The sequence below is a fragment of the Dankookia rubra genome (assembly GCF_004355005.1).
Lineage (GTDB): Bacteria > Pseudomonadota > Alphaproteobacteria > Acetobacterales > Acetobacteraceae > Paracraurococcus > Paracraurococcus ruber_A.
Genome location: NZ_SMSJ01000007.1, coordinates 1 through 25,631, shown reverse-complemented (window position 1 = coordinate 25,631; position 25,631 = coordinate 1). Strand labels below are relative to the sequence as shown.

At 73.2% G+C, this 25,631-nt stretch carries 26 protein-coding genes; 16 read left to right on the top strand and 10 right to left on the bottom strand.

Going from position 1 to position 25,631, the window contains the following annotated elements:
- Window positions 1-230 precede the first annotated feature (230 nt).
- The 11 genes from E2C06_RS08275 (at window position 231) to E2C06_RS08230 (ending at window position 9,261) form a co-directional block, all read left to right on the top strand.
- On the top strand, window positions 231-1,268 hold the full coding sequence (locus E2C06_RS08275) for a glycosyltransferase family 4 protein (protein WP_133288132.1): 1,038 nt from the start codon (window positions 231-233) through the stop codon (window positions 1,266-1,268).
- Window positions 1,265-2,164: a class I SAM-dependent methyltransferase gene (locus tag E2C06_RS08270; RefSeq protein WP_133288131.1), complete on the top strand. Its 900-nt coding sequence runs from the start codon at window positions 1,265-1,267 to the stop codon at window positions 2,162-2,164. The genes E2C06_RS08275 and E2C06_RS08270 overlap by 4 nt, the downstream gene beginning before the upstream one ends.
- A 65-nt stretch (window positions 2,165-2,229) precedes the next feature.
- Window positions 2,230-2,406 (top strand): hypothetical protein, encoded by a 177-nt coding sequence (locus tag E2C06_RS37450; RefSeq protein ID WP_165982276.1) that lies wholly within the window; start codon window positions 2,230-2,232, stop codon window positions 2,404-2,406.
- A gap of 19 nt (window positions 2,407-2,425) precedes the next feature.
- Window positions 2,426-2,872: a GNAT family N-acetyltransferase gene (locus E2C06_RS08265; protein ID WP_133288130.1), complete on the top strand. Its 447-nt coding sequence runs from the start codon at window positions 2,426-2,428 to the stop codon at window positions 2,870-2,872.
- On the top strand, window positions 2,869-3,342 hold the full coding sequence (locus E2C06_RS08260) for a cupin domain-containing protein (protein WP_133288129.1): 474 nt from the start codon (window positions 2,869-2,871) through the stop codon (window positions 3,340-3,342). Before E2C06_RS08265 ends, E2C06_RS08260 begins: the two co-directional genes overlap by 4 nt.
- A gap of 66 nt (window positions 3,343-3,408) precedes the next feature.
- A complete protein-coding gene (locus E2C06_RS08255) occupies window positions 3,409-4,050 on the top strand; it encodes a MarC family protein (RefSeq protein WP_133288128.1) in 642 nt (213 codons plus the stop codon).
- A 448-nt stretch (window positions 4,051-4,498) separates the two neighbouring features.
- Window positions 4,499-4,978, top strand: a complete 480-nt coding sequence (locus E2C06_RS08250; protein WP_133288127.1) for a hypothetical protein — start codon at window positions 4,499-4,501, stop codon at window positions 4,976-4,978.
- A 2-nt stretch (window positions 4,979-4,980) separates the two neighbouring features.
- Window positions 4,981-6,222 (top strand): HlyD family secretion protein, encoded by a 1,242-nt coding sequence (locus E2C06_RS40215; protein WP_133288126.1) that lies wholly within the window; start codon window positions 4,981-4,983, stop codon window positions 6,220-6,222.
- A 407-nt stretch (window positions 6,223-6,629) separates the two neighbouring features.
- The gene (gene otnK, locus E2C06_RS08240; RefSeq protein ID WP_133288125.1) at window positions 6,630-7,895 is read left to right on the top strand and encodes a 3-oxo-tetronate kinase; all 1,266 of its coding nucleotides are present in this window, start codon (window positions 6,630-6,632) and stop codon (window positions 7,893-7,895) included.
- 95 nt (window positions 7,896-7,990) lie between these two features.
- Window positions 7,991-8,596 (top strand): nitroreductase family protein, encoded by a 606-nt coding sequence (locus tag E2C06_RS08235; protein ID WP_206664474.1) that lies wholly within the window; start codon window positions 7,991-7,993, stop codon window positions 8,594-8,596.
- Complete coding sequence (locus E2C06_RS08230) at window positions 8,593-9,261, top strand: nuclear transport factor 2 family protein (RefSeq protein WP_133288124.1); 669 nt, start codon at window positions 8,593-8,595, stop codon at window positions 9,259-9,261. Before E2C06_RS08235 ends, E2C06_RS08230 begins: the two co-directional genes overlap by 4 nt.
- A 135-nt stretch (window positions 9,262-9,396) precedes the next feature.
- Here the strand turns inward: E2C06_RS08230 and E2C06_RS08225 are convergent, their stop codons facing one another.
- The 5 genes from E2C06_RS08225 to E2C06_RS08205 all read right to left on the bottom strand — a co-directional run bounded on the left by E2C06_RS08225 (window position 9,397) and on the right by E2C06_RS08205 (window position 13,978).
- A complete protein-coding gene (locus E2C06_RS08225; RefSeq protein ID WP_133288123.1) occupies window positions 9,397-9,984 on the bottom strand; it encodes a histone H1-like repetitive region-containing protein in 588 nt (195 codons plus the stop codon).
- Window positions 9,985-10,252: 268 nt separating this feature from the next.
- Entirely contained in the window at window positions 10,253-10,657 is a 405-nt protein-coding gene (locus E2C06_RS08220; RefSeq protein ID WP_133288122.1) for a hypothetical protein, read from the bottom strand.
- Between the two features lie 76 nt (window positions 10,658-10,733).
- Window positions 10,734-11,873, bottom strand: coding sequence for a bifunctional 2-methylcitrate synthase/citrate synthase (locus E2C06_RS08215; protein ID WP_133288121.1), 1,140 nt, complete (start codon window positions 11,871-11,873; stop codon window positions 10,734-10,736).
- A gap of 12 nt (window positions 11,874-11,885) precedes the next feature.
- Window positions 11,886-12,383, bottom strand: a complete 498-nt coding sequence (locus tag E2C06_RS08210) for a GNAT family N-acetyltransferase (RefSeq protein WP_133288120.1) — start codon at window positions 12,381-12,383, stop codon at window positions 11,886-11,888.
- A gap of 56 nt (window positions 12,384-12,439) precedes the next feature.
- Window positions 12,440-13,978 carry an MmgE/PrpD family protein gene (locus E2C06_RS08205; RefSeq protein WP_133288119.1) on the bottom strand — a complete coding sequence of 513 codons (1,539 nt, stop codon included), beginning with the start codon at window positions 13,976-13,978 and terminating at the stop codon, window positions 12,440-12,442.
- A gap of 178 nt (window positions 13,979-14,156) precedes the next feature.
- Between E2C06_RS08205 and E2C06_RS08200 the strand changes: the two genes are divergently transcribed.
- Window positions 14,157-15,092: a LysR family transcriptional regulator gene (locus E2C06_RS08200; protein ID WP_165982275.1), complete on the top strand. Its 936-nt coding sequence runs from the start codon at window positions 14,157-14,159 to the stop codon at window positions 15,090-15,092.
- Between the two features lie 54 nt (window positions 15,093-15,146).
- Here the strand turns inward: E2C06_RS08200 and E2C06_RS08195 are convergent, their stop codons facing one another.
- Entirely contained in the window at window positions 15,147-16,181 is a 1,035-nt protein-coding gene (locus E2C06_RS08195) for a methyltransferase (RefSeq protein WP_133288117.1), read from the bottom strand.
- Between the two features lie 5 nt (window positions 16,182-16,186).
- Window positions 16,187-17,134: a Bug family tripartite tricarboxylate transporter substrate binding protein gene (locus E2C06_RS08190; RefSeq protein WP_133288116.1), complete on the bottom strand. Its 948-nt coding sequence runs from the start codon at window positions 17,132-17,134 to the stop codon at window positions 16,187-16,189.
- A gap of 152 nt (window positions 17,135-17,286) precedes the next feature.
- On the opposite strand from E2C06_RS08190, the gene E2C06_RS08185 reads away from it, so the two are divergent.
- Both E2C06_RS08185 and E2C06_RS08180 read left to right on the top strand, forming a co-directional pair.
- A complete protein-coding gene (locus tag E2C06_RS08185; RefSeq protein WP_133288115.1) occupies window positions 17,287-18,675 on the top strand; it encodes a dihydroorotase in 1,389 nt (462 codons plus the stop codon).
- 2 nt (window positions 18,676-18,677) lie between these two features.
- Window positions 18,678-19,625 carry a nitrilase-related carbon-nitrogen hydrolase gene (locus tag E2C06_RS08180; protein ID WP_133288114.1) on the top strand — a complete coding sequence of 316 codons (948 nt, stop codon included), beginning with the start codon at window positions 18,678-18,680 and terminating at the stop codon, window positions 19,623-19,625.
- 158 nt (window positions 19,626-19,783) lie between these two features.
- Here E2C06_RS08180 and E2C06_RS37445 read toward each other — a convergent pair whose 3' ends face one another.
- A complete protein-coding gene (locus tag E2C06_RS37445; protein WP_165982274.1) occupies window positions 19,784-20,662 on the bottom strand; it encodes a DUF1186 domain-containing protein in 879 nt (292 codons plus the stop codon).
- 79 nt (window positions 20,663-20,741) lie between these two features.
- On the opposite strand from E2C06_RS37445, the gene E2C06_RS08170 reads away from it, so the two are divergent.
- Both E2C06_RS08170 and E2C06_RS08165 read left to right on the top strand, forming a co-directional pair.
- Window positions 20,742-22,130, top strand: a complete 1,389-nt coding sequence (locus E2C06_RS08170; protein WP_133288113.1) for a carotenoid oxygenase family protein — start codon at window positions 20,742-20,744, stop codon at window positions 22,128-22,130.
- Entirely contained in the window at window positions 22,123-22,593 is a 471-nt protein-coding gene (locus E2C06_RS08165) for a DUF5662 family protein (RefSeq protein WP_206664473.1), read from the top strand. Before E2C06_RS08170 ends, E2C06_RS08165 begins: the two co-directional genes overlap by 8 nt.
- On the opposite strand, the gene E2C06_RS08160 is transcribed toward E2C06_RS08165, so the two are convergent.
- Both E2C06_RS08160 and E2C06_RS08155 read right to left on the bottom strand, forming a co-directional pair.
- On the bottom strand, window positions 22,594-24,021 hold the full coding sequence (locus E2C06_RS08160) for an alkaline phosphatase family protein (protein WP_133288112.1): 1,428 nt from the start codon (window positions 24,019-24,021) through the stop codon (window positions 22,594-22,596). It abuts the gene before it with no gap.
- Between the two features lie 21 nt (window positions 24,022-24,042).
- Window positions 24,043-25,029: a Bug family tripartite tricarboxylate transporter substrate binding protein gene (locus E2C06_RS08155; protein ID WP_133288111.1), complete on the bottom strand. Its 987-nt coding sequence runs from the start codon at window positions 25,027-25,029 to the stop codon at window positions 24,043-24,045.
- Window positions 25,030-25,631 lie beyond the last annotated feature (602 nt).

Genomic DNA, 25,631 nt, shown 5'->3' with positions numbered 1-25,631 from the left:
CGCCCGGCTGCGCCTCGCCCTCCGGTCATTGGACGCATGAGCACGGCCGATTCAGACCTGCGGCACTCGGCTGCGCCCCGCCCTCCGGTCATCGGACGCATGAGCACGGCCGATCCAGGCCTGCGGCACTCGGCTGCGCCCCGCCCTCCGGTCATCGGACGCATGAGCACGGCCGATCCAGGCCTGCGGCACTCGGCTGCGCCCCGCCCTCCGGTCATCGGACGTGGCGCATGAAGCTGGCGCTGCTCGTCCCCGGCCCCTTCGGCACCGTATCCGGCGGCTATATCTACGACCGGCGGATCGTGGGTGGGCTGCGCGCGCTCGGCCATGACGTGCAGGTGGTCGAGCTCGCCGGCCGCCACCCGCTGCCCGACGCGGCGGCGACGGAGGCAGCGCGCGCCGCGCTGGCCGCCCTGCCCGAGGACGTCCGCCCGGTGATCGACGGCCTTGGCCTGCCCGCCTTCGCGCCGCTGGCCGAAGACCTCGTGCGGCGCCGCGGCATCGGCCTGATCCACCACCCGACCGCGCTGGAACATGGCGCGCCGCAGGAGGACCGCGCGGCGCTGCGCGGCATCGAGCGCGACCTCTTCCCCCGGCTCGCCCGGCTCATCGCCACCTCCCCCCACACCGCCGCGCGGCTCGCCGCCGATTTCGACGTGCCCGCCGGGCGCATCGGCATCGTCGAGCCGGGCACCGACCCGGCCGGGCGCGCGCAGGGTTCCGGCGGCCCCGGCACCGCGATCCTCGCGGTCGGCACGCTGGTGCCGCGCAAGGGCCACGACGTGCTGCTGCGGACGCTGGCCGGCCTGCCCGACCTCGACTGGACGCTGACCATCGCCGGCGGCGCGCGGGATGCCGTGCACGCGCATGGGCTGAAGGCCCTGGCCGAGGAGCTGACGATCGCCCAGCGCGTGACCTTCGCCGGCGAGGTCGACGCCGAGGCCCTCGAGGCGCTCTACCGCCGCGCCGACATCTTCGCGCTGGCGACCTGGTGGGAGGGCTATGGCATGGCCGCCGCCGAGGCCATGGCGCGCGGCCTGCCGCTGGCGATCACTGCCGGCGGCGCCATCGCCGACCTGGTGCCGATGGAGGCCGGTGCCGTCTCGCCGCCCGGCGACACCGTCTCCCTCACCAAGGCGCTGCGGCGGATGATCGTCGATACCGAGATGCTGCGCGAGATGGCCGAGGCCTCCTGGGCCGCCGGCCAGGCCCTGCCGCGCTGGGCCGACCGCGCCAGCGCCTTCGCCGCCGAGCTGGACCGCGCGTGAGCGAGGAGTTCGACCTCGCCTGGCTCGACCTGCGCGAGCCCTTCGACGCCTTCGCCCGGTCCGAGGCGCTGGCTGCCGCGCTGCTTGCCCGGCTGCCGGCGCGGCCGCGGCTGATCGACCTCGGCGCCGGCACCGGCAGCCTGCTGCGCTGGCTGGCGCCGCGCATCGGCCGGGCGCAGGCCTGGACCCTGGTCGACAGCAGCCCGGCGATGGCCGAGGCGGCCTTCGACACCATCGCCGACCGCGCCGACCTGATGGGCTTCCCGGTCACCGCGCCGAACAGGCGCACCCTGCTGGTGCATGCCCCGGGCGGCGCCTGGAGGATCGAGGCGCTGGTGGCCGACCTGGCGGAAAGCCCCGCCAACCTGCCGCTGCAGGCGGCCGATGCGGTGCTGAGCTCGGCGCTCTGCGACCTCGTCTCCCGCGCCTGGCTGGAGCGGATGGCGGCGGCGCTGCGCATTCCCTTCTACGCCGCGCTCTGCGTCGACGGGCGGGAGGTCTTCGCCCCGCCGCATCCGGCCGATGCCCGGGTCGCCGCCGGCTTCCGCCGCGACCAGGGCCGCGACAAGGGATTCGCCGGGACGGCACTCGGGCCGCGCGCGCCGGCGGTGATCGCCGAGGTGTTTTCGGCCCGCGGCTTCGCGGTGGACGCCGCGCCGAGCGACTGGGTGGTCCGCGCCCGCGGCCCGGTCCGGCACCCGACGCTGCGCGACGGCGCCGGGCGATTCCTGACCGAGCTGGTGCTGGGCCATGCCGAGGCCGCCGGGCGGCGGGACCGCCGCGGCGACGCGCGGATCGAGGCCTGGATGGATTCGCGGCTCGACCAGGTGGCGGGCAGGCGGCTGTCGGCCCGGATCGGCCATCGCGACGTGCTGGCCCTGCCGCCGCGCCGCTGAGGCGGCATGGAACATCCGCCCGCCCCCGCACGTTCCTCCCCGACACTGTCCCAGGGGAGGACCGCATGGCCGACAAGCCGCAATCGACGAAGCTCAACCCGGGCGACGTCGCCCCGCCCGGCACGCCCGCCACCGGCGAGGGCCCCTGCCCCGACTGCCAGGGCAAGGGCCAGCTCAACGGCCAGCGCTGCCGGACCTGCGACGGCAGCGGCATCGTCATCCAGGGGGTGGCGGGCGGCTGAATCGCGTTATGCTGCCGGGATGGACCTGCCGCCCGGAGTGACGCTCCGCGTCGAGGACAAGCCGGCCGAGGCCGATATCGAGGCCTTGGCCGACGGGCTCGAGACCTTCAACGAGGCCGCCTGGCCCAGTCACCAGCCCTGGGAGGAATTCGCCCTGTTCCTGCGCGACGCGGAGGGGCGGATCCTCGGCGGGCCGGTCGGGCAGGTCTATGCCGGCTGGCTCTTCGTCCGCTTCCTGTCGCAGCCCCAGGCGCTGCGCCGGCACCGCCTGGGGGCCGGGCTGATGGCCGCGGCGGAGGACCGGGCCCGCGCGCGCGGCTGCCATTCGGCCTATGTCGACACCTTCGACTTCCAGGCGCCCGGCTTCTACCGGAAGCAGGGCTATGAGGAATTTGCCCGGCTGCCCTACCCGCCAAAGGGCGAGCGCATCTGGCTGCGCAAGCGGCTTACGGAGGCAGCGCCATGACCAAAGGCCCGATCGCGTTGCGGGCAGCCGACGTGCCGCCGCGGGCGCGCGCCACCAGCTACCCGGCCGACCTCGCCGCCAAGATGGCCGGGCGGGAGAAGCGGGTGCTGGGCGACCTTTTCGGCCTGGCGAATTTCGGCGTGAACCTGACGCGTCTCGCGCCCGGCGCAGCGTCCTCCCTGCACCATGCCCGTGCGAAGCAGGACGAGTTCGTCTACATCCTCGAGGGCAGGCCGACGCTGGTTGTCGGCACCGAGGCGCGCCTGCTCTCGCCCGGCGACTGCGCCGGCTTCGCCGCCGGGGGCGCGCCGCACCACCTGGTCAATCGCAGCGACCGCGACGTCGTCTATCTCGAGGTCGGCGACCGCACGCCGGGCGACAGCGCCACCTATCCGGAGGACGACCTGGTCGCCACGGCCGATCCTGCCGGTGGCTGGCGCTACACGCGCAAGGACGGCACGCCGCTGTAGCCGTCGTTTGCGCTGGCGCTGCCACCGCGCCGATACTCTCCCGTCACGCTTGCGGGAGGGAATGCGATGGGCAGCGGCGGCACACCCAGCCTGGTGCAGGTCTGGGGCTTCTTCTTCCTGCTGCTGGGCCCGATCAAGATCCTCGGCCCTTTCCACCGCATGACCGTGGACGCCGAGCCGGCGCTGCGCCGCAAGCTGGCGGTCCGCGGCGCCCTCTTCGCCACCTGCATCGTCCTGCTGGCCGGCACCCTCGGCGTGCAGGCGCTGCGCAACTACGCCGTGCCGCCGCCGGTGCTGGCGCTGACCGGCGGGCTGGTGCTGTTCCTGGTGGCGCCGCAGGGGCTGCTGGAATCCTTCAACCCGCGGCAGCGCGCGGCCGCGCCCGAGCCGCCGGGGATGCAGGCCGCAGCCATGCCGCTGGCCTATCCGATCATCGTCACGCCCTCCGGCATCGCCGCCGTGATCATCTACATGACGCTGGCGCCGGGATGGCCGGACAAGGGGGCGATCGTCGGCCTGCTGCTGGCGGTCATGCTGCTGAACCTGCTGGCGATGCTCTTCGCCTCCGCCGTGCTGCGCTGGCTCGGCATGCCGCTGCTGGTGCTGGGGACCGTGCTGGGTGTGGTGCAGGCGGCGCTCGGGCTCAACATCATGCTGAATGCGCTGCGGGTGCTCGGGGTGATCGCCGCGGTGCCTGGGGCGGGGTAGGACATCCGGCGCTCATGCAGCCCGGGCGGATGATGGCGCCCCGACAAGACGCCCGGCCTCCCCGCCCCCCCGGGCGCTGAACAAGGCCAAGGCCACGCGCCGTTCGGGCAGCCCCGGATGTGTCCGCCATGCGCGCGCGAACGGAAGCAGCCGCGGCGCAGCGACGCAGGCCAGAAACGACCGCCGATCCGGGTGCGGCCAGGCAAGGCGGAGGCCCAGCCCCGCCGCATCCGTCACCGCGGCTGGGCGCGGCCGTCCTCGACGGCGATGCGGCCGGAATAGCATTGCGATGGAAATCATCTTGTGTTGATGCTTGACCGCATCGCCCAGGTCCCGCGGCGTCGGCCTGCTCCGGCACGGACGTCGACCGCCACCAATGAGCCGCCCCACAAGGCAGACGCTTACCGCGGCGCCGGCCCGCGCCGCGCCGTGCCGCAAGGACATCGCCGTGAACGCCCCGACCCACCCGGCCGCGCCGCACCACCTCCCCTTCTACCTGCCGGGTCCTGACGGATCCGACCCGGTGATGGCCGGCACGGGGATCCTCCTGCTCATCGGCGTGCTGGCCTTCGGCCTGCTGTTCCTCCGGCTGCACACGTTGCCCGAGCGGATGGCCCATCGCGGCAAGAAGCTGCAGTTCGAGGTCGTGGCCGTGCTCGGTCTGCTGGCGCTGTTCACGCACATGCACATCTTCTGGGTGGCGGGCCTGCTCCTCGCGCTCGTCGACCTGCCCGACGTCACCGGGCCGATGCGCCGCATCGCGGGTTCGGCGGAACGGATCGCCGGATTGCCGCCGGGCGCTGGCGACGCGGCAGACGACCGGCCGGTGCCGCACGACGCCGCCCGGGCCATGCCGCCGCCCGATGAGGCTGCGCCGCATGCACCGTCCGCCGCACACCAGGCCGCCCCTGCGCGGCGCGAGGTCTGACCATGCTCGAGCTGATCATCTGCGCCGTCTTCACGATCCTGCCCGACTACCTGTACCGCCGCCACGTCCAGGGGAAACGGATCGGCCGGGAGATCACCCTGTATTCGGTGTGGTTCGAGCTGCGCTGGGGCATCGTCTCCTGCGTGCTGCTCACCGTCAGCCTGATCACCGCGATCTTCTACTTCCACCCCGCGACGACCTACGCCACGGCGGTCTTCCGCAGCGTGCCGGTCCTGCCGGATGCGGGCGGACGCGTGGCGGAGGTCTTCGTGCGCGGCACCGACCACGTGGAGGCCGGCCAGCCGCTGTTCCGCCTGGTGGACACGACGCAGCGCACGGCGCTCGAGACGGCGCGGCGCGCCGTCGCAGAGGTGGACGCCGCCGCGGCGCTGGCGCGGGCCGATCTCGCTGAGTCCCAGGCGCGCATCCTGGAAGCGCAGGGGGCCTTGCAGCAGGCGCGCGACGAGTACGACACCAAGGTCGAGCTGAACCGCGGCGCCTCGAACGTGGTCTCGCGGCGCGAGATCGAGCGCCTGGGCGTGCTCGTGCAGACCCGCCAGGCCGGCGTCCAGGCCGCCCAGGCCGCCCGCCAGGCGGTCGAGGCACGGCGGGACGAGCAGCTGCCCGCGCAAAGGGCAAGCGTCGAGGCCGTCCTGGCCGAGGCGGAGGCCGAGCTTGCCAAGACCGTGGTCCGTGCCGGCGTGTCCGGCCGGATCGAACAGTTCCTGCTTCAGGTCGGCGACGTCGTGAACCCCATGCTGCGTCCCGCCGGCGTGCTGATCCCGGACCGCGGGGGACTCCAGCGCCCCATGCTCGTCGCGGGCTTCGGCCAAATCGAGGCGAAGGTCCTGCGCGCCGGCATGCCGGCGGAGGCGACCTGCGTGTCGCAGCCCTGGACCGTGATCCCGCTGGTCGTGACGGAAGTGCAGGGCTTCATCGCGACGGGGCAGGTCCGCAGCACCGACCAGCTGATCGACCTGCAGCAAGTCGGCCGGCCGGGCACGGTCCTGGTCTCGCTCGAGCCGGTCTACGAAGGGGGACTCGCAGGCGTGCTGCCCGGCAGCAGCTGCATCGCCAATGCCTATACCTCCAACCACGAGGCGCTGGACGATCCGAAGGTGAGCACGGGGCGGTACCTCATGCTGCACGGGATCGATGCCGTCGGGCTCGTGCATGCGATCCTGCTGCGCATCCAGGCGCTGCTACTTCCCTTCAAGACGCTGGTCCTGTCCGGAGGCCACTGACCACCGCTGCAGTGCCGCGCGGCTTTCCGATGCGCGACGTGCGTCGCGCGGCGAAGCCCGGGGCAGCACCAGACGGGCACGGATGCGGAGCCGGAGGCCCGGCGACCTTGCCGCCTCACGCCCGGGCGGCGCCGCGCCGACGCGCCAGGGCGCCCGCCGCCATCGGCGTGGCCTTTGGCAGGACGGCAGGCGCGACGACGCTGTCCAACCGCCGCAGATGGCGCGAGGGCGACACCGCGCGGCGTCCGGCCCTGGCGTGGGATGCGGTCGCCGGGCCGCACCTGCGGCAGGCCCCTCCCCATGCGCGCGACGCGCAACGGAGCCACGCACCAACCGTTCAGGTCACCGGGCGATCCGCGCTAGAAGCGGCCGAGGCCACATCCATCGCCCCTCCGGGAGAGACGACCATGCCCCTGCTCGGCTGCATCGCCGACGACTTCACCGGCGCCACCGACCTGGCCAATACCCTGGTCAAGGGCGGCATGACCGCGGTGCAGGTCATCGGCGTCCCGACCGGCCCGCTGCCGGAGGCGGACGTCGTCATCGTCGCGCTGAAGTCGCGCACCGCCCCGGTGGCCGAGGCGGTGGCCGAGAGCCTCGCCGCCTGCGAGGCGCTGCTGGCCGCAGGCAGCCGGCAGATCTTCTTCAAGTACTGCTCGACCTTCGACAGCACGGACGAAGGCAATATCGGCCCTGTCGCCGATGCGCTGGTGAGGCGGCTCGACTGCGGCTTCGCGCTGGCCAACCCGGCCTTCCCGACCAATGGCCGCACCGTCTACCAGGGCCACCTCTTCGTCGGCGACAAGCTGCTCAACGAGAGCGGGATGGAGAACCACCCGCTGACGCCGATGCGGGACGCCAACCTGGTGCGCGTGCTCGGGCGGCAGACCACGGGGACGGTGAAGCTGGTCCCCTACTCGGTGGTCGAGCAGGGAGCGACGGTGATCCGCCACACCATGACCGGCCTGAAGGAGAGCGGCTGGCGCTATGCCATCGTCGACGCCGTCACCGACGCGCAGCTGGTGGCGATCGGCGAGGCCGCGGCCGACCACGCGCTGATCACCGGCGGCAGCGGCATCGCCATGGGCCTGCCGGCCAACTTCCGCGCCAAGGGCCTGCTGCCTGACCGCGGCGAGGCCGCCGCGGCGCTGCCGCCGATGCAGGGCCATGCCGCCGTCGTGGCGGGCTCCTGCTCGCGCGCCACGCTCGGGCAGATCGGCTATGCGCGGGACCACGCGCATACGCTCGAGCTCGACGTGCTGGCGACGCCGGATGCCGCGGCGCTGGCGCGGCAGGCGCTGGGCTGGGTCGAGGGCAAGCTCGGCGACCACCCCGTGGTGATCGCCGCCTCCGCCCCGCCGGAGAAGGTGGCGGCGCTGCAGGCGAAGCTCGGCCGCGACGCCGCCGGCGCGCTGGTCGAACACGCGGTGGCGAGCATCGCCGAGGGCCTGGTCGCGCGCGGCGTGCGGCGGCTGGTGGTGGCGGGCGGCGAGACCTCGGGCGCGGTGGTCTCGCGGCTCGGCGTCACGGCGCTGCGCATCGGGCCGGAGATCGATCCGGGCGTGCCCTGGACCTATGCCGAGCCCGCCAAGGGGGGAACGCCGCTGCACCTCGCGCTGAAGTCGGGGAATTTCGGGACGCGGGACTTCTTCCTGAAGGCCTTCGGGGTGTGAGACGCGGGGGAGAGTGGACACCGCTCTCTCCCCCCATGCCCCCATTCACCGTTCCCCGTGGAAAAGGCGCTGCGGCGCCGGAGGAGACCATCCGAATGAGCATGCCGGACCGCGACGCCCCTGCCGCCCATCCGATCGACCCGCTGCTGGCGCGCCGCTGGAGCCCGCGCAGCTTCACCGCCGCCCCCCTGCCCCCCGGCGCACTCGAGAGCCTGCTGGAAGCCGCCCGCTGGGCCGCCAGCAGCAACAACCTGCAGCCATGGCACCTGATCGTCGCCCGCCGCGACGCCGAGCCTGGGGCCTTCGAAAAGCTCGTCGGCGTGCTCTCGCCGAACAACCAGACCTGGGCGCGCAATGCCGGCGTGCTGATGCTCTCGGTCGCCCGCAGCCACAACCCGGCGAACGGCAACCCGATCCGCCATGCCTGGCACGATACCGGCGCGGCCATGGCGCAGATGGCGCTGCAGGCGGCCGCGATGGGACTGCAGGCGCACCAGATGGCGGGCTTCGACGCCGCCGCGGCGCGCAGCGCCTTCGCCATCCCCGAAGGCTTCGACCCCGTCGCCGCCATCGCCATCGGCGAGGTGGGCCCGCCCGAGGCCCTGCCCGAGGTGCTGGCGCAGCGCGAGACCGCGCCGCGGCAGCGCCGCCCGATCGAGGAATTCGCCTTCCTCGGCGGCTGGAAGGCCGAAGGGAGATGAACGGCGCCACGGATGCGGAATTGCACGACCGCCTCGCCATCCGCGCGCTGGTGGAGAACTGGGCGGTCTCGCGCGATGCCGGCGACTGGGACCGCTTTGCCACCTGCTGGCACGAGGACGGCTATATGTGCGCCACCTGGTGCCAGGCGCCCTGGCGCGACTTCATCGCCGCCAGCGTCGCCGGCTGGGAGAAAGGCGTCTCCATCCTGCACTTCCTCGGCGGCCACAGCGCCGAGCTGGCCGGCCGGCGCGCCATCGCCCAGACCAAGATGACCATCAGCCAGCGCGCCGCGGTACATGGCGTGATGGTGGACGTTGTCTGCACCGGCCGCTTCTACGACTTCCTGGAGAAGCGCGACGGGGATGACGGCGCGGCTGGTCCGCGCTCCGGGCCTGCGGCGCCGCACGGCCGGGCGCGCTGGGGCGTCGTGCTGCGCCAGCCGATCTACGAGAAGGACCGCATGGACCCGGTCGACCCGGCGGCGCGGCTCGCGCTCGACCCCGCCCTGCTGGCGCGCTTCCCGGAAGGCTACCGGCACTTGGCCTACCTGCAGACGCAGATCGGCTACGCGGTGAAGACCGACATGCCCGGCCTCAAGGGGCCGGAGGTCGAGGCGCTTTACGCCCGCGGCGCGCGCTGGCTGGCGGGCGGCGCGCCTGGCTGAGCCGAGCAGCAGGTCGCGGGATGGTGTGAACGGCAGCGCCGCGCTCGTGTCCGGGCGCAAGCCACCGGAGCGCGGTTGCGACAAGGGCGCCGTCCCTCGCGGGACGACGCCCTCACGCCGGGATCAGCAGCGCATTCAGGTCGAGGAGGTCTCGTCGCCCATCGCTTCCGGCATCGGCGTGGCGGCAGCGGTGGCGGCAGCAGCCTTCTTCGCGGCGCGGGTGGCAGCGGCCTTCTTCGCGGCTTCCGAGCGCGACGGGGTCGTCGCCTTGGCGGCGGCGGCACGCTTCGGCGCGGCGGCCTTGCGCGGTGCGGCGGCCTTCCGCGGCGCGGCAGCCTTTCGCGGCGCGGCAGCCTTGGCGGCCGGCTTGCGCGTGGTCGCGGCCTTGCGGGCGACCGGCTTCTTGGCGACAGCCTTCTTCGCGGTCGTGGCCTTCCTGGCGACGGCCTTCTTCGGCGCGGCCTTCCGGGCAACGGCCTTCTTCGGCGCAGCCGTCTTCGCGGCCGGCTTCCTGGCCACGGCCTTCTTCGGCGCGGCCTTCTTCGCGGCAGGCTTGCGGGCGGCGACCTTCTTCGGCGCGGCCTTCTTCGCGGCCGGCTTCCTGGCCACGGCCTTCTTCGGCGCGGCCTTCTTCACCGCGGGCTTGCGCGCCGCCGGCTTCTTCGCGGCGACGCGGCCGCGCGCGGTGGCGGGCTTCTTCGCGGTGCGGCGGGTGGTCGACATCGCCATCGCCTGGGCAGTGGCGGGGGTCTCGGGGGTATCTGTCACGGTCAGGATCTCCTTGCGCGTTCCGTGGTGGGCCTGACCGCCATGTGGCGGCGGGCCCGGGCGAGAGCAGGATCGGTCGTGCGATGGCGGCGGCGCGCGGATCCCGTAGCGCGTGGCGCCGACTTGGTCGCTGTCCAGGTGGTGCGGGCAGAAAGCGGCAACGGGCGATCGGCGGCATCGTGCCGCATCGCTTCCCTGCTTGCCGCGTCTCCTTCGCCGGGCTTCAAGCCGCTGCCCTGCGACGGCGGGGCTGTCCGACGCAGCGCGCCGCCATCCCGTCCTGCCTGCGGTCCATGGACCGTCCTTCCCTGCTGCGGCATTCTGTCGATGCGATCGGGCAATTCCGATTCGCGCGAATCGCGTACGACGTCATGCGCAATCGCACGCTATCTGCACCCACAACCGGCATGTCAAACGAAAACGCAATTCGCGCGATGATTTTTCGCGCGCGCACGCTGCCGTGCGATGCGCGGCGCATGCCGATGCGGGCGAAGCGGTGCATCCGAAGCGCGCGGCGCATGCCGACGAAGCCTGTGCACAGCAGCGCTGACGCACAGCGCATGCCGCCGCGACATGCCGCGCCGAAGACGGCAACGGCCGCCGGATCGCTCCGGCGGCCGTCCCGCATCTCCTGCCGCCGCACCGCGGCGCGGCGGCGGAATCGACGAAGCCTTAACGCGTCGCCATCGGCGACGGGCCTCCGCTCAACGTGCGGCCATCGGCGGCACGGGGCGCTGCTCCGGCCCGGTGTACCAGGACAGCGGCCGGATCAGCCGGTTGTCGGCGCCCTGCTCGAAGACATGCGCCGCCCAGCCGGTGATGCGGGACGCGACGAAGAGCGGGGTGAAGAGCGGGATCTCGAAGCCCATCAGGTAGTAGGCGGGGCCGGCCGGGAAATCGAGGTTCGGGTGAATGTTCTTCTTGGTCAGCATCTCGTCCGCCAGGATGCGGGAGATCTCCATCCAGGTGCGGTCCTGCACCACCTCGGCCATCTTCTCGGCGTATTTCCGCATCGTCGGCACGCGGCTGTCGCCCGACTTGTAGACCCGGTGGCCGAAGCCCATGACCAGCGCCTTGTGGTCGAAGCGGCTCTGCAGCCACTCCCGTGCGATCTTCGGGTCGCCGATCTCCTTCAGCATGTGCATCACCGCCTCGTTCGCGCCGCCGTGAAGCGGTCCCTTCAGCGAGGCGATGCCGGCGGTGATCGCCCCGTGCAGGTCGGCGCCCGAGGAGGTCACCAGCCGCGCGGTGTAGGTGGACGCGTTGAAGGTGTGCTCGGCGTAGAGGATCATCGAGACATCGAAGGCCTTCAGCACCTCAGGCTGCGGCACCCGGCCCTGGATCAGGTGGAAGACGTTCTCGGCGAAGCTGTGCTTCGGGTCGGGCGCCGCCACCTCCTGGCCCTTGGCGGCGCGGTAGGCCGCGGCGATCGCGGTCGGGATCTTGGCGAAGAGCCGCATCGCCTTCCGCCGCTGCGCCGCGTCGGAGACGTCGCCCGCCTCCGGATCCTCGAGCCCCATGAAGGAGACCGCCGTGCGGATCGCGTCCATCGGATGGGCGTCGTGCGGGAACTCCCGGATGACGCGCTGCAGCGCCGGGCTGATCTCGCGCTGGGAGGAGGTCTCGGCCTTGAAGGCCTCGAGCTGCGCGGCGTTCGGCAGCTCGCCGTGCCACAGCAGGTAGGCGACCTCCTCGAAGGAACATGTCTCCGCCAAGTCCTGCACGGCATAGCCGCCATAGGTCAGGCTGTTGGTCTCCGGCATCACCTTGGAGACGCTGGAGACGTCGGCATAGACGCCGACCAGGCCCTTGTAGATGGTGGGTTTTTCCGGGTTCTCGCTCATGGTCTGCGCTCCTCAGGTCAGCTTGGGCATGGTGGGGGACCAGACGTAGCGGACGTCCGGCATCCCTTCCTCATTGGCCGTGCCGGGACGGAACGCCCCGGCACGGAAGCCGTGCCTCTCGTAGAAGGCGCGGGCAGCGTGATTGGACTCGAAGACGATCAGGCCGAGGCCGGACGGCATGGCCGCCCGTGCCTGCCGCAGCAGGCTCGCCCCGACCCCCTGCCGCTGCCAGGGGGGCGAGACGTACAGATGCAGGATCTCCGCGGCCGCGGCATCGAGCCCGAGATAGCCGATCGCCATGCCGCCGGCCGCGGCGACCGTGACCCGATGCCGGGCGAGCAGCACGCCCTCCAGCCAGGCCGCCACCGCCGCCTCGCCGTGCGGCTCGGCGAAGCGCGGCTGCGCCGAGCCGCGGGCGGCCAGGAAGACGCGGGCCAGGGCGGCGGCATCCGCCGCCTGTCCCGGCCGCAGCGTGACCATCGGTCCGGCGCTCCCGCCCGGCTGGTTCATCCTGCCCTCCCCAAGGGCCGGACCGTCGCGTGGCGGTCCGGCCGTCGCATGCCGGGCTAGAAGATGCCCGGCTTGCCCTCGAGCAGCGTGCCCGCCGGCAGCGCCACGTTCAGCAGGTGCAGCTCGCCCGCCTGCAGCTTCGCCAGGTCCTGAACCACCTCGAGGAAGCGGTTGGACTCCCGGGTGGAGATGATGCCCTCGGTCAAGGTCCGGAACTTCTGGATGTACTGCTCCCGGCCGAAGGGGCGGGCACCGTTCGGATGGGCATTGGCGACGCCGAGCTCATCAACCAGCTTCGAGCCGTCCTTCATGAAGATCTCGACCCGGCCGCCGAAGGACAGCTCCTCGGGGTCCCGCGAGTGGTACTTGCGGGTCCATTCGGGGTCCTCGGTGGTCTCGATCTTGTGCCAGAGCCGCACCGTGTCGGCCCGCTGCGCCCGCTTCGGCGCGTAGCTGTCCACGTGGTGCCAGCGGCCGTCCTGCAGGGCGACGGCGAAGATGTACATGATAGAATGGTCCAGCGTCTCGCGGCTGGCCTTCGGGTCCATCTTCTGCGGGTCGTTGGCGCCGGTCCCGATCACGTAGTGCGTGTGGTGGGAGGTATGGATGACGATCCGCTCGATGTCGTCGAAGTCCTTCACCTGCTCGCGCATCCGGAAGGCCAGGTCGATCAGCGCCTGGGACTGGTACTCGGCCGAGTGTTCCTTCGTATAGCTGTCCATGATGGCGCGCTTGGCCTCGCCCGGGCCGGGCAACGGCACGGTGTAGTAGACCGGCTCGTAGGCCGCGGCGCGGCCCTTCTTGTCGGCCTCGGTGCGGCCCGAGAGGATCCAGCCGATGACGCTGTCCTCGCCCTCGTAGATCGGGCTCGGCGCACCCTCGCCGCGCATGGCGCGGTCGGCCGCCTCGATCGCCAGCTTGCCGGCATGCGCCGGGGCGAAGGCCTTCCAGGTGCTGATCTCGCCCTTGCGGGACTGCCGGGTGCTGACCGAGACGTGCAGCGCCTGCTGGATCGCCTGGTAGATCACCTCCTGCTTCAGGCCGAGCAGCGTGCCGATGCCGGCGGCGGCCGAGGGGCAGAGATGGGCGATGTGGTCGATCCGGTGCTCGTGCAGGCAGATGGCCCGCACCAGGTCGATCTGCAGTTCGTAGCCGGTGGCGAGGCCGCGGATCAGCTCCTTGCCGGACTTCTCCATGGTCTGGGCGACCGCCAGGATCGGCGGGATGTTGTCGCCGGGGTGGGAGTAGTCGGCCGCCAGGAAGGTGTCGTGGAAGTCGAGCTCGCGCACCGCGGTGCCGTTCGCCCAGGCCGCCCATTCCGGCGAGAAGCCCTTCGCGCCCGGCATGCCGAAGATGGTGGCGCCGCCCTTGCGCGGATGGCCGAGCGCCATGGCGCGGGCCGAGACGACCGGGCGGCGGTTGACCGAGGCGATGGCGACCGAGGCGTTGTCGATGATCCGGTTGATGATCATCGCCTGCACGTCGCGTTCGACGGCGACCTTGTCGGCGGCGACGCCGGCCATCTTCCAGGCCAGCTGGTCCTCGCGCTTCAGCAGCGCCTTGGACGGATGGAGCTTGACGGGATGCATCTGCATGGCGGCTGTGGGTCCCCCTGGTTCGGGCCGATGGGCAGTTCGAATGGCGGCTTTGTCCTGCCGCCGGCGCTATACGTCCATTCCGAATGATGGCGTAGTCCGATAGGGTTTCCGTATCGCCGCAATCGCGCAAGCCCGCGACACGGCCAGCATGGGCCCGACAGGACCGCCACCGCCGATGGACTTCCGCATCCTCCGCCGCATGGCGCATTTCCTCGCCGTCGCGGAGGAAGGCCATTTCGGCCGCGCCGCCGCCCGCCTCGGCCTCTCGCAGCCGCCGCTCTCGGCGCAGATCCAGGCGCTCGAGGCCGAGCTCGGCGTCAAGCTGCTGGAGCGCACCCGCAAGGGCGCCCGCCCGACGCGGGAGGGCGAGGCGCTGCTGCCGGTGATCCGCCGCCTGGCCGAGGATGCCAAGCAGGTCGAGGCGCTGGCGCGCGAGCTGCGCACGGGGCGGCAGATGCCGATGGCGCTGGCCTGCGTCACCTCCGCGCTCTTCGACTTCCTGCCCCCCCTCGTGCGCGCCCTGCGGGACGCCCAGCCCGACGCGGCGATGGCGGTGCAGGAGATGGACACCGCCGATGCGGTCGAGGCGCTGCGCCGCGGCGAGGTGGATTTCGCGCTCGCCCGGCTCGACCGCGACCGGCCGCCGCTGCGCGTGCTGCGGCTCGGGCTCGACGCGCTGGTGGTGGCCTTGCCTGAGGGGCATGCACTGCTCGGCCGGCCCGGGCAACCGGTGCCGCCGCTGCCGCTTTCGGCCCTGGCGCGGGAGCCGCTGATGCTGCTGCCGCGCAGCATCAGCCCGGCCTATTTCGACGCGCAGGTCAGCGCCTGCCGCGAGGCGGGGTTCGAGCCGGTGGCGGTGCGCGAGGTCTCCTCCGCCATGGCGCAGCTCGCCTTCGTCGCCGCCGGACTCGGCGTCGCGCTGGTCAGCTCCGGCATGGCGGTGCTGCGGCCGCCCGGCGTCGGCTTCCGCGAGCTGGCCGGGCCGGTCGCTTCCGTCGGCGTCGCGCTGGTCTGGAATGCCGAGCGGGAGTCGGAAGCGGCGAAGCTGGCCGTCGCGGTGGCGAAGCGGGTCTTCCCGCACAGCGCCGGCCTGCCCGCCGCAGCGGGATGAGCCGGTGGCGCGAAGCCTCGGCGGCGCGGCGGGTCGGGGCGCCGCGCTCCCGCGTCAGGCCGCCTCGCATTCCAGGATGGCATAGCCCGTCGCCGTCGGCACCGTGCGCAGCCAGCGCAGGCCGGCAGCCTCGAACAGCGCGCGGAACTCCGCCCGGGTCCGCTCCCGCCCGCCGGTGCGCAGCAGCATGCGCAGGTCGGCCAGCGCCACCATCCGCGCCTCGGGGCCCATGCGGTCGGGCATCAGCCGCTCGATCACCAGCAGCCGCGCCGCGGGCGCCATCGCCGCGCGCACTGCCCGCAGGACCGCGCCCGCCGGGCCGTCGGCCCAGTCGTGCAGCACGCTCTTCAACATGTAGAGGTCGCCGCCGGGCGGCACCGCGGCGAACATGTCGCCGCCCACCGCCTCGGCCCGCGTGCCGAGACCCTGCCCGGCACCGCCCTGCCCTGCCAGCGCAGCGGCGGCGGCCTCGGCCACCGGAGGCAGGTCGAAGACCACGCCGCGCAGGCCGGGATTGGCCCGCAGCACCGCGGCGAGCAGCGCCCCCTCCCCGCCGCCGACATCGACCACGAGGCCGGTCGCCGGGAAGCGCCAGGCGCCCAGCACCGCGGCGATCGTGCGGCCGGACAGCGCCGTCATCCCGGCATTGAAGACATGGCCGAGCGCCGGTTCCGCGGCATAGCGGTCGAAGCTGGTCTCGGCGCCCCAGAGGTGCCGCACCGCCGTCTCCCCGGTGCGGACCGAGTGTTCCAGGTCGCCCCAGCTTCGCCAGAACTCCTCGTGCCCGAACAGCTCCACCAGCGGCCGCAGCGAGCCCGCGACGCCGTCCCGCAACGGGCCGCCGAGCGGGCCGAGCGCGAAGCGCCCGTCCGGTTCCTCCCGCACCACGTCGAGCGCCGCGAGCGCCCGCAGCAGCCGGTGCAGCGAGGGCGCATGCGCGCCGGCGGCGGCGGCGAGGCCGGCGGCGTCGCGCGGCCCCTCGGCCAGCAGGTCGGCCAGGCCGAGACGCGCGGCGACGATGACGGCCTGCGCCGCCTCGTGCCCCGTGGCGAGGCGGAGCAGGGCGGTGGCGGGATCGGGCTGGTCCATGACGGTCACTCCGCGCGAAGGTCGGCGGCGCGCGCCGCGTCGCCCCGGCGGACGCCCTCGGCCGCGACGAAACGCGTCCAGGCCGCTGCATCGAGCGGCCGGTGGGGTCCGGCGCCGAGGCCGGCGAGGAAGCGGCCATAGGGCTCGGAGCGGATGTTCGCGGCGACCTCGCGCTCCAGCCGTGCCACCACCGGCGCCGGCAGGCCGGCCGGGCCGCAGAGCCCGAACCAGACTTCCGCGACCAGGTCGAGGCCGGCCTCGCGGAAGGTCGGCGCATCGGGGAATCGCGGCACCCGCGCCGCGCTTGCCGGCGCCAGCAGGCGCAGGCGCTCCTGGCCACCGGTTTCGCCGAGGCTGGCCAGCGTCGCCTCGATGCGGCCGCCGAGGGTCCCGATGATCGCCGGGGCACCGCCGCGGAACGGGATGGCGGCGAATTCGGCACCGGTCTCGCGGCGCAGCAGGTCGGGGACGAGGTCACCGAGGGTGCCCTTGCCGACCGTCCCGGCGCGAAGTTGCCCCGGTGCCGCGCGCCCTGCGGCGATGAAGCCGGCGAGGTCGGCATGGGGCCCGGCGGCGCTGACCGCGAGGCTCAGCGGCAGCTCGCCGAGCAGCGCGAGATGGGTGACGTCGCGCAGCGGGTCGTGGCGCAGTCCGGGATAGGTGGCCGGCGCCATGGCATGCGGACCGAGATTGCCGATGCCGAGCAGGTAGCCGTCGGGCGGCGCGTGCGCGACAAGCCCGGCGCCGATGGTGCCGCCGGCGCCCGAGCGGCCTTCCACCAGCACCGGCTGGCCAAGCGCGGCGGTGAGCCGTTCGGCGAGGAAGCGCACCATGGCGTCCGGCGATCCCGCCGGGCAGGGATTGACGATCCGGATCGGCCGCGCCGGCCAGGCCGGCTGCGCGGCGGCGGAAGTGGCGAGCAACGGCGCGGCGAGCAGCGTGCGGCGGAGCATGCGGTGCCTCCCGGCGGGCGGCGACACAGTAGGGAGCGCGGCGCGCCGCCGCGATCACGCCCGCGGGAGATGCCTGCGCTGGCGCACCCCGCATTCCGGGGAGGTCGCCGCGCTGCTAGGGTCCGCGGCGACAATCCCGCCGGAGTCCGCCAATGCCGTCAGCCCCCTTCGACCGCGTCATCCTCGGCGACCTGGTGCTGCCCGACGGCGTACTCTCGGGCGGCTGGGTGGCGATCCGCGGCGAGGTCATCGCCGGCCTCGGCCAAGGCACGCCGCCGCCGGCCGCCGCCACCGCCGACCATACGGGGATGCTGGTGCTGCCCGGGCTGGTCGACGGGCACATGCACACGTCCAGCAGCACCGGCTGGCCGGGGATCGAGGGCGCGTCGATGTCGGCCGCCGCCGGCGGCGTCACCACCTGCGTCGACATGCCCTACGACGTGCCGCGCCCGGTCACCGATGCCGGGATCCTGCGCGAGAAGGTCGCGGTGGTGGAGGCGACCAGCCATGTCGACATGGCACTCTACGGTACCATCACCAAGGCGGGCGGCGTCGGGGCCATCGCCGGACTGGCCGAGGCAGGCGTCTGCTCCTTCAAGCTCTCCACCTACGAGTATGACGCGGTGCGCTTCCCGCGCATCGACCACCCGACCATGCTCGCCGCCTTCCGCGAGATCGCCCGCACCGGCCTGATGTGCGCCATCCACAACGAGGACCAGGAGCTGGTCATCCGCCTGACCGAGGAGGCGAAGGCGGCCGGCCGCACCGACCCGATCATGCACGCCCGCACCCGCCCCCCGCTGGCCGAGAGCATGGCCGACCTCGAGATCTTCGAGATGGCGGTCGAGACCGGCTGCCACGTGCACATCGCGCACAGCTCGATCGCGCGGGGCTTCGACCTGGCGGCGATGTTCCGGGCCGAGGGCGCCCGCACCTCCGGCGAGGCCTGCATCCAGTACCTCTGCATGACCGAGGAGGACCTCGTCCGGCTGGAAGGCTTCGGCAAGTGCAACCCGCCCTTCCGCACCGCCGAGGAGGTGGAGCGGGTCTGGCAGCGGCTGGTCGCCGGCAAGGTCGCCTATGTCTCGACCGACCACGCGCCCTGGCCGCGCGAGCGGAAGGTCTACACCGGCGACATCTTCGCCCCCGGCGCCGGGCTCACCGGGCTGCAGAGCTTCGCCCCGCTGATGTACACCCTGCTGGCCGAGCGCGGCCTGCCGCCGACCCTGATGGCCCGCTACTGCGCCGAGCGCCCCGCGCGCTTCCACGGGCTGTATCCAAAGAAGGGCGCGCTCCGGACCGGCAGCGACGCCGATCTGCTGGTGCTGGAACGCGGCGACTTCCGCTTCGACGAGGCCTCGATCCAGGACCGCGAGGATGCGAAGTGGTCGCCCTACCATGGCCGCGCGATGCGGGCCCGCGTCTCCGCCACCTGGCTGCGCGGCGCCTGCATCTGGGACGGCACCAGCGTCCTGGCGAAGCCCGGCACCGGCCGCTTCGTCCCCCGCCAGCACCGCGACACCTATCTCGGGGAGGACTGAGCATGTCCCGCATCCTGCGCGTCGCCGGGGCCCAGATGGGCCCCAACCAGCGGGCCGACGACCGCGCCGCGATCCTGGCGCGGATGCTGGCGCTGCTGGACCAGGCGGCCGCGGCCGGCGCGAAGCTGGTGGTCTTCCCGGAGCTCGCCTTCACCACCTTCTTCCCGCGCTGGCCGATGGACCGGGACGATCCGGAGCTTCTCGCCAGCTTCGAGACGGCGATGCCCAACCCGGCGGTGCAGCCGCTCTTCGACCGGGCGAAGGCGCTCGGGGTCGGGTTCTACGTCGGGTATGCCGAGCTGACGCCGGAGGGCCAGCGCTTCAACAGCGCCGTCACCGTCGGCCCGGACGGCGCCATCCTGTTCAAGTACCGCAAGATCCACCTGCCCGGCTCGGACGCGGTGAAGCCCGGCCAACGCTATCAGCAGCTCGAGAAGATGTATTTCGAGTATGGCGACATGGGCTTCCCCGCGAAGCGCGGCCCGGCTGCATGGGGCGCGCCGGTGCTCGGCATGCTGGTCTGCAACGACCGCCGGTGGCCGGAGGGCTGGCGGGTGCTCGGCCTGCAGGGTGTGGAGCTGGTGATGGTCGGCTACAACTCGGCCGCCTACGACCCCAATGGCGGCGAGGGCGAGAGCGCCGAAGTCCGCACCTTCCACTCGACCCTCGCGGCGCAGTCCAACGCCTACATGAATGCGACCTGGGCAATCGCGGTTGCGAAGGCGGGGGTGGAGGACGGCGCCGGGCTGATCGGCGGGTCCTGCATCGTCGACCCGAACGGGATGGTGGTGGCGCAGGCGAAGACGCTGGGGGACGAGGTGATCGTCGCCGATGTGGACTTCGACGCCTGCCGCCAGGGCAAGGAGAAGATGTTCAACTTCGCGGCGCACCGGCGGCCGCAGTGGTACGGGATGATCACCGAACGGGTGGGCGCGCGGGCGCCGGAGTAAGGCCGCGGGAGAAGGTATCTCCTCCGTTGGACGCATGCGTCCAACCCCTCATCGATGTTTGTGAGTCGGCACCCTCCGCGCAGCGGCACCCGACCCACAAAAGGGAAGGGTGTGGCTTGGGGAGGGAATGCCTCTTGCCCGCCCCAACCTTGCCTGCCTCACGCCGCCAGGCAGCACTTCTTGAATTTCTTCCCGCTGCCGCAGGGGCACGGGTCGTTGCGGCCGACATCGCGGTGCGGGTTCACCGCCGTGGTCGGCGCCGGGGCCGGCCGCGCCGCCCGCTTCGCCGCCTCCGCCTCGCGGATGCGGTGCCACTCCGCGAACATCGCCACCACGTCGCCGAGCGGCGCGACGCCCTGCTCCTCCAGCAGCTCCAGCCGATCGACGCCCGGCTCCGTGCCGTCCTTCAGGTCCGCTTCGAAATCCCTGGCGGACATGATCGAGCGGTCGATCCTCCCGGCGCGGAACAGTGCCATCGCCTCCGCCCGGAGCGCCGCGATCCCCAGCATCGACACCGCCTGCTGCCAGCCGACCCAGACCCAGTCGGGCGCCTCGCCCGCCAGCAGCAGGCGGCCGTGCAGCTCGCGCAGCACCGGCTCGGCCCGCGCCATCGGCAGGACGCGGGTGGCGAACAGCAGCGTCAGCGCCTCGATCGCCGCATGGCGGACCATCTCGTCCGCCGCCGGGTCGAGCGCCAGCGCCAGCAGCGCGTCGAGGTCGCCGTCGAAGGTGGCGGCCAGGATGCCGGGGAAATCCTCGGTCAGCCCGTCGCCGATGGCGGCGTCCAGCGCGGCCTCGTGGCGCGCCAGCCGGAGCAGCAGCGGGAAGGCCCGCCGCTCCCGCGCCTGCGCCGCCAGGTAGATGGCATGGAGCGCGATCGCGGTCGCCTCCTCGCCGCGGTCGCGGCCCTCGGCATAATCGGCCAGCACCGCGAGCAGCCGCGGCGCCTCGGCATCCCAGCGGGCCAGCGCCTGCTCCATGGCGGCGCGCGGAAAACCCTCGCCGGCCGAGGCGAAGGCGTGGAGGATGTCGTCCATCGGGCTGGTCCTTCTCGGCTGGCCTTTTCGCCTGGGCGCCCGATGTAGCGCAGGAACCCCGGTTTGCGGAGCGCCACGCATGGAGGACGCCCAGCCTTTCTTCGCCAGCGGCAACTACGTCCCGATCGCCACCGAGCACGACGTCGCCGACCTGCCCATCCGCGGCGAGCTCCCGCGCGGCCTGCGCGGCACGCTGTTCCGCAACGGGCCGAACCCGCAATTCGCCCCACCCGATCCGGCGCGGCACCACTGGTTCCTCGGCGACGGCATGGTGCACGGCTTCACCCTGGGGGATGGCCGGGCCGCCTGGCGCAACCGCTGGATCCGCACCGACAAGTTCCTGGCCGAGCGCGCCGCCGGCCGCGCCCTGGCGACCGGCTTCAGCGGCGGGCGCGAACTCGGCATCCCGGATACCGGCGTGGCCAATACCAGCCTCGCCTGGCATGCCGGCAAGCTGCTGGCGCTGGAGGAGGCGCACCTGCCCTGGGCGCTCGACCCCGCCACGCTCGATACGCTGGGCGTCGAGGAGCTCGGCGGCCAGCCGCGCCGCTTCACCGCGCATCCGAAGGCCGATCCGGCGACCGGGGAGCTGGTCTTCTTCGGCTATTCCACCGCCGGCCCGCTGAGCGCCGAGATGGCCTGGGGCACGCTCTCCCCGGCCGGCGCGGTGACGCGCTACGAGCGCTTCCCCGTCCCGTTCTGCGCCATGGTGCACGACTTCGCGGTGACCGAGCACCACGTGCTGTTCCCGCTGATGCCGCTGACCGGCAGCCTGCCGCGCGCCATGCGCGGCGCCCCGGTCTTCGCCTGGGAGCCCGAGCTCGGCGGTCATATCGGCCTGCTGCGGCGGCGGGAGGGGATCGCCTCGCTCCGCTGGTTCCGGGCGGAGGCCTGCTACGCCTTCCACGTGCTGAACGCCTGGGAGGACGCGGCGGGCCGCGTGCTGGCGGACGTCATGGAATTCGCCGCCCCGCCGCTCTTCCCCCGCGCTGATGGCAGCCCGAGCCCGAGGGAGGCGACCCGGGCCCACCTGACGCGCTGGGTGCTGGACCCGGCGGCGGGCACCGATGCCTTCCGGCGCGAGCGGCTGGACGACCTGCCCGGCGAATTCCCCCGCATGGACGACCGCCGCGCCGGGCTGCCCAACCGCCACGGCGCCTATATGGGCCAGTCGCGCGGCGAGGGCCTCGACACCCTCGCCTGGTGCGACCTGGCGACCGGCGGCCGGCGCCACTTCAGCGTCCCGGCCGGCGATGCGCTGTCCGAGGCGGTCTTCGTCCCGCGCCATGCCGCGGCGGCGGAAGGCGATGGCTGGCTGCTGACCGTTGCCTGGCGTGCCGCCGAGGGACGCAGCGAGGTGCTGGTGCTGGACAGCCGGGACATCGCCGCCGGCCCCGTTGCCACGGTCGCCCTGCCCGGCCGCGTGCCGCACGGCTTTCACGGCACCTGGGTGCCGGCCAATGCCTGAGGACCCGCCCGATGGCTACAACAGCCGCGCCGAAACGCTCGCGCATATCCACCGGGTGCGCGACCATATCGGCAGCTTCCTGTCCGTCATGCTGGCCCGCGCCGCGGCACATGACGCCAGCAACCTGGTCGAGCCGGAGAAGAGCGCCTTCGACCTGCTGCTGCCGCGGCTGCGCGGGGTCCCCTACGGCTCGGCCGGGTTCCGCGCGGTGGAGGCGGAGATGGCCGAGGCGATCGCCCACCACCATGCGGCGAACTCCCACCACCCCGAGCACTACGGCAACCGCGGCATCGCCGGGATGGACCTCTTCGACCTGGTCGAGATGGTCTGCGACTGGATGGCCGCGGCGGAGCGGCGCCCCGAGGACGGCGTGCGGCTCGACATCAACGCGGCGCAATTCGGCATCGCCCCGCAGCTCGAATCGATCATCGCCAATACCCTGGCGCGCTGGCCGCGGGGCTGATCAGCCCGCCCGGCGCAGCGCGGTGGGGTAGAGCCGGCCGCCCGGCGCGGCGCGCATCGCCTCCAAGAGGAAGCCGCCGGGCAGGTCGAGCACCTCGGGCAGCGGCGGCGCATCGGCCGCGGCGTCGAAGGCGGCGCGGAGCGGGCGGCCCTCCATCCCCTCGGTCGGCTCGCCCAGCATGTGAAGGACGGTGGGGACGATGTCGGTCAGGTCGGCGGCTTCCGCCGCGACCGCGCCGGCGCGGCAGGGGCCGCCCTGCATCACCAGCACCGTCGCCAGCTCCGCCCGGTGCAGCCCGCCATGCATGCCGCCGCCCTCGGGCACGTCCGCCGTGTCGAAGCCCGCGTTGCCGGGCAGGCCCCAGCCGTCCGCGGCCTCGCTGCCCGCGAAGGTGGCGACGAGGTCGGCGCTGCGGGCATGCGCGCTGCCGAGCAGGGCCAGGGGGAAAGCGCGGCCGGCCGGCAGGATCGCGGGGTCGCGCGCCAGCAGCGGGCCTGCCCAGTCCTGCGCCGCGAGGAAGTCGGCGATCTGCGGCGCCAGGCCCTTGTCGCGCAGCCACATCCCGGGGGCCGCGGCCGGCGCCACCACCACGTCGATATCGGGACCCATCCCCTCCCCCGCGCGGAATCCGGCGCGGCAGAGCTCCACCGCCAGGGAGCGCTTGCCGCGGCCGGTGACGTGGCCGTGGTCGGACAGCACGAGGATGGCGATCTCCGCCGCATCCGGCTGCGCGTCGCGCCAGGCGACGACCCGTCCCAGCACCGCATCCGCTGCCCGCAGCGCCGCCAGCGTCGCGGCATGCCCGAGGCCGAGATAGTGGAAGGCGATGTCGGGCTCCGACAGCCAGAGCAGGGCGACATCGGGCCGCAGCACCGGCAGGACGTGTTCCAGCAGGATGCGGCCGGCGAAATCCACCCGGGCGGCATTGGGCACCCCGGCCGGCGGCGTCGGGCCGAAGGCCGCGCGGACCGCGGCGGCGGTCTCGCCCTCCACGTCCTCGACGTTCCAGCGGAAGCTGCCGAGCCGCCCGGCCGCCGGGTGCAGCAGGGTGGCGGCGCCATGGGTGCCGGCGCTGACCAGGGCGAAGCGCTTCCCCGCCGGCGCCAGCCGCTCGGCGAGGGAGGGGCGCTGCAGCGGGCTCTCGGCGCCCCGCGCCATGGCGAGCACGTCGGCGACCAGCTTGGTGCGCAGCAGCCGGTCGGGCGCGACCGCGGCATCGAAGCAGGTATTCGCCACCATGCCGTGCCCGCCCGGGCGGCAGCCGGTGATCAGGCTCGGCGTCGCCACCCGCGTCTCGGACGGAAAGACGCTGCGGGCATTGGCGAAGCGGGTGCCGCGCGCCGCCAGGGCGCAGAGATTGGGAGTCAGCGCCGGGGTGGCCATGTCGGGCCGCAGCCCGTCCAGTGCCACCAGGACGCAGCGGGTCATCGGGCGTCCCGCCCGCAGCGGCTATTCGACACGGATATCCGCCTTCCGGATCACCGGCTCCCAGCGGCGGCCGTCCTCCTCGATGATGCGGGCGACGGTGGCGCCGTCGGCGAAGCTCGACTCGATCCCGCGCGCGGCCAGCGCGGCGCGGCCCTCCGGCGTGTCCACCGCCTGGCGGGCGGCGGCCTCGAGCCTGGCACGGATCGGCTCGGCCAGGCCGGCCGGGGCGAGGATGGCGCCCCAATTGTCCACCGCATAGCCCGGCAGGCCGGCCGCGGCGGCGACGGTGGGCACGCCCGGCATCAACGGGCTGTCCTGGCCGGCGACATTGCCCAGCGCCCGCAGCCGGCCGGCCTTCACCAGCTCATCGACGGCCGAGAGCGGCGCCGAGACCAGTTCGACCTCGCCGCTGACGCAGGCGGTCACCGCCGGGCCGGTGCCGCGGTAGTGCACATGGGTCAGCTTGCCGCCTGACATCGCGTCCATCAGCTCGGCGCTGACATGGGTGATGGTGCCGAGCCCAGGGGTGCCGTGATTGAGCAGGCCGGGGCTGCGGCGGGAGATCTCCACCACCTCGCGCAGCCCCGAAGCCTGCAGCTTCGGCCCGCCGCAGATCAGCGTGGGCGCGAGGGCGACCTTGGCGACCGGCAGCAGGTCGCGCTTCAGGTCGAAGGGCAGCTTCGCATAGACGAATTGGTTGACCACGACGGTGTTGAAGACGGTGACCAGCGTGTAGCCGTCCGGCGGGGATTTCGCGACCGCATCCGTGCCGATGTTGCCGCCGGCGCCGGAGCGGTTCTCCGGCACCACGGGCTGGCCGAGCGCCTCGCCGATCCGCTGCGCGAGCAGCCGGCCGAGGATGTCGCTGCCGCCGCCCGGCGGAAAGGGAATGATCATCTTGAGCGGGCGATTGGGGAAGTCGCCCTGCGCGATCGCGGGGGCGGCGAGCGGGCCGACGGAGAGCAGGGGGGCGAGCGCCAGGACGGCGCGGCGGGAGGGCTGGGTCATGGTCCCACCGTGATGCCGGAGGGCGGCGGGGCGGGCAAGCGTCGGGGTGGCCGATCGATGCGGGATGGCGCCGCGCACAGGCCCGGGCACCGCCCGCCGGCCCCGGCCATACCCGCCCCCGGTCCGTCCGCTGGCGACGGCCGGGGACGACGGGTGGGACAGGCGGCGACCGCCACGCTCTGCAGCTTATGCGTGCATCATGCTTGCCGGGGCGCCATATGTCCATCTCCCGGCCCTGCCCCGTGGCGACAGGCCTCTGCGGTGAGGGGGGCTTTGCCAACCGCCATGTGGCGCGCCTGCACGAAAGCGCATCGAAACCGGCGGGAGCGGCGGCCAAACAGGCATTTTCGGACCTTGGGGCTGCCGCTTAACGCGCCCGGCTTCCCCGCCGGAGAGCCTCCCCCGCCACCCAAAACAACGTAACGCCAAAAGATTAAAACAACCCTGAGTTGTTAAGATTCAGTCAGCACTCGGTTGTGAGAAGGGCGCATCGCTCGCGCTTGGTGCGGGCTCTGCTGGCGGAGGCTGCCACTTATGGGTGATTTCGCATCGGTCATCGGGTCCGGACCAATCGTCGGCCTGGACGACATCCCGAACAACCT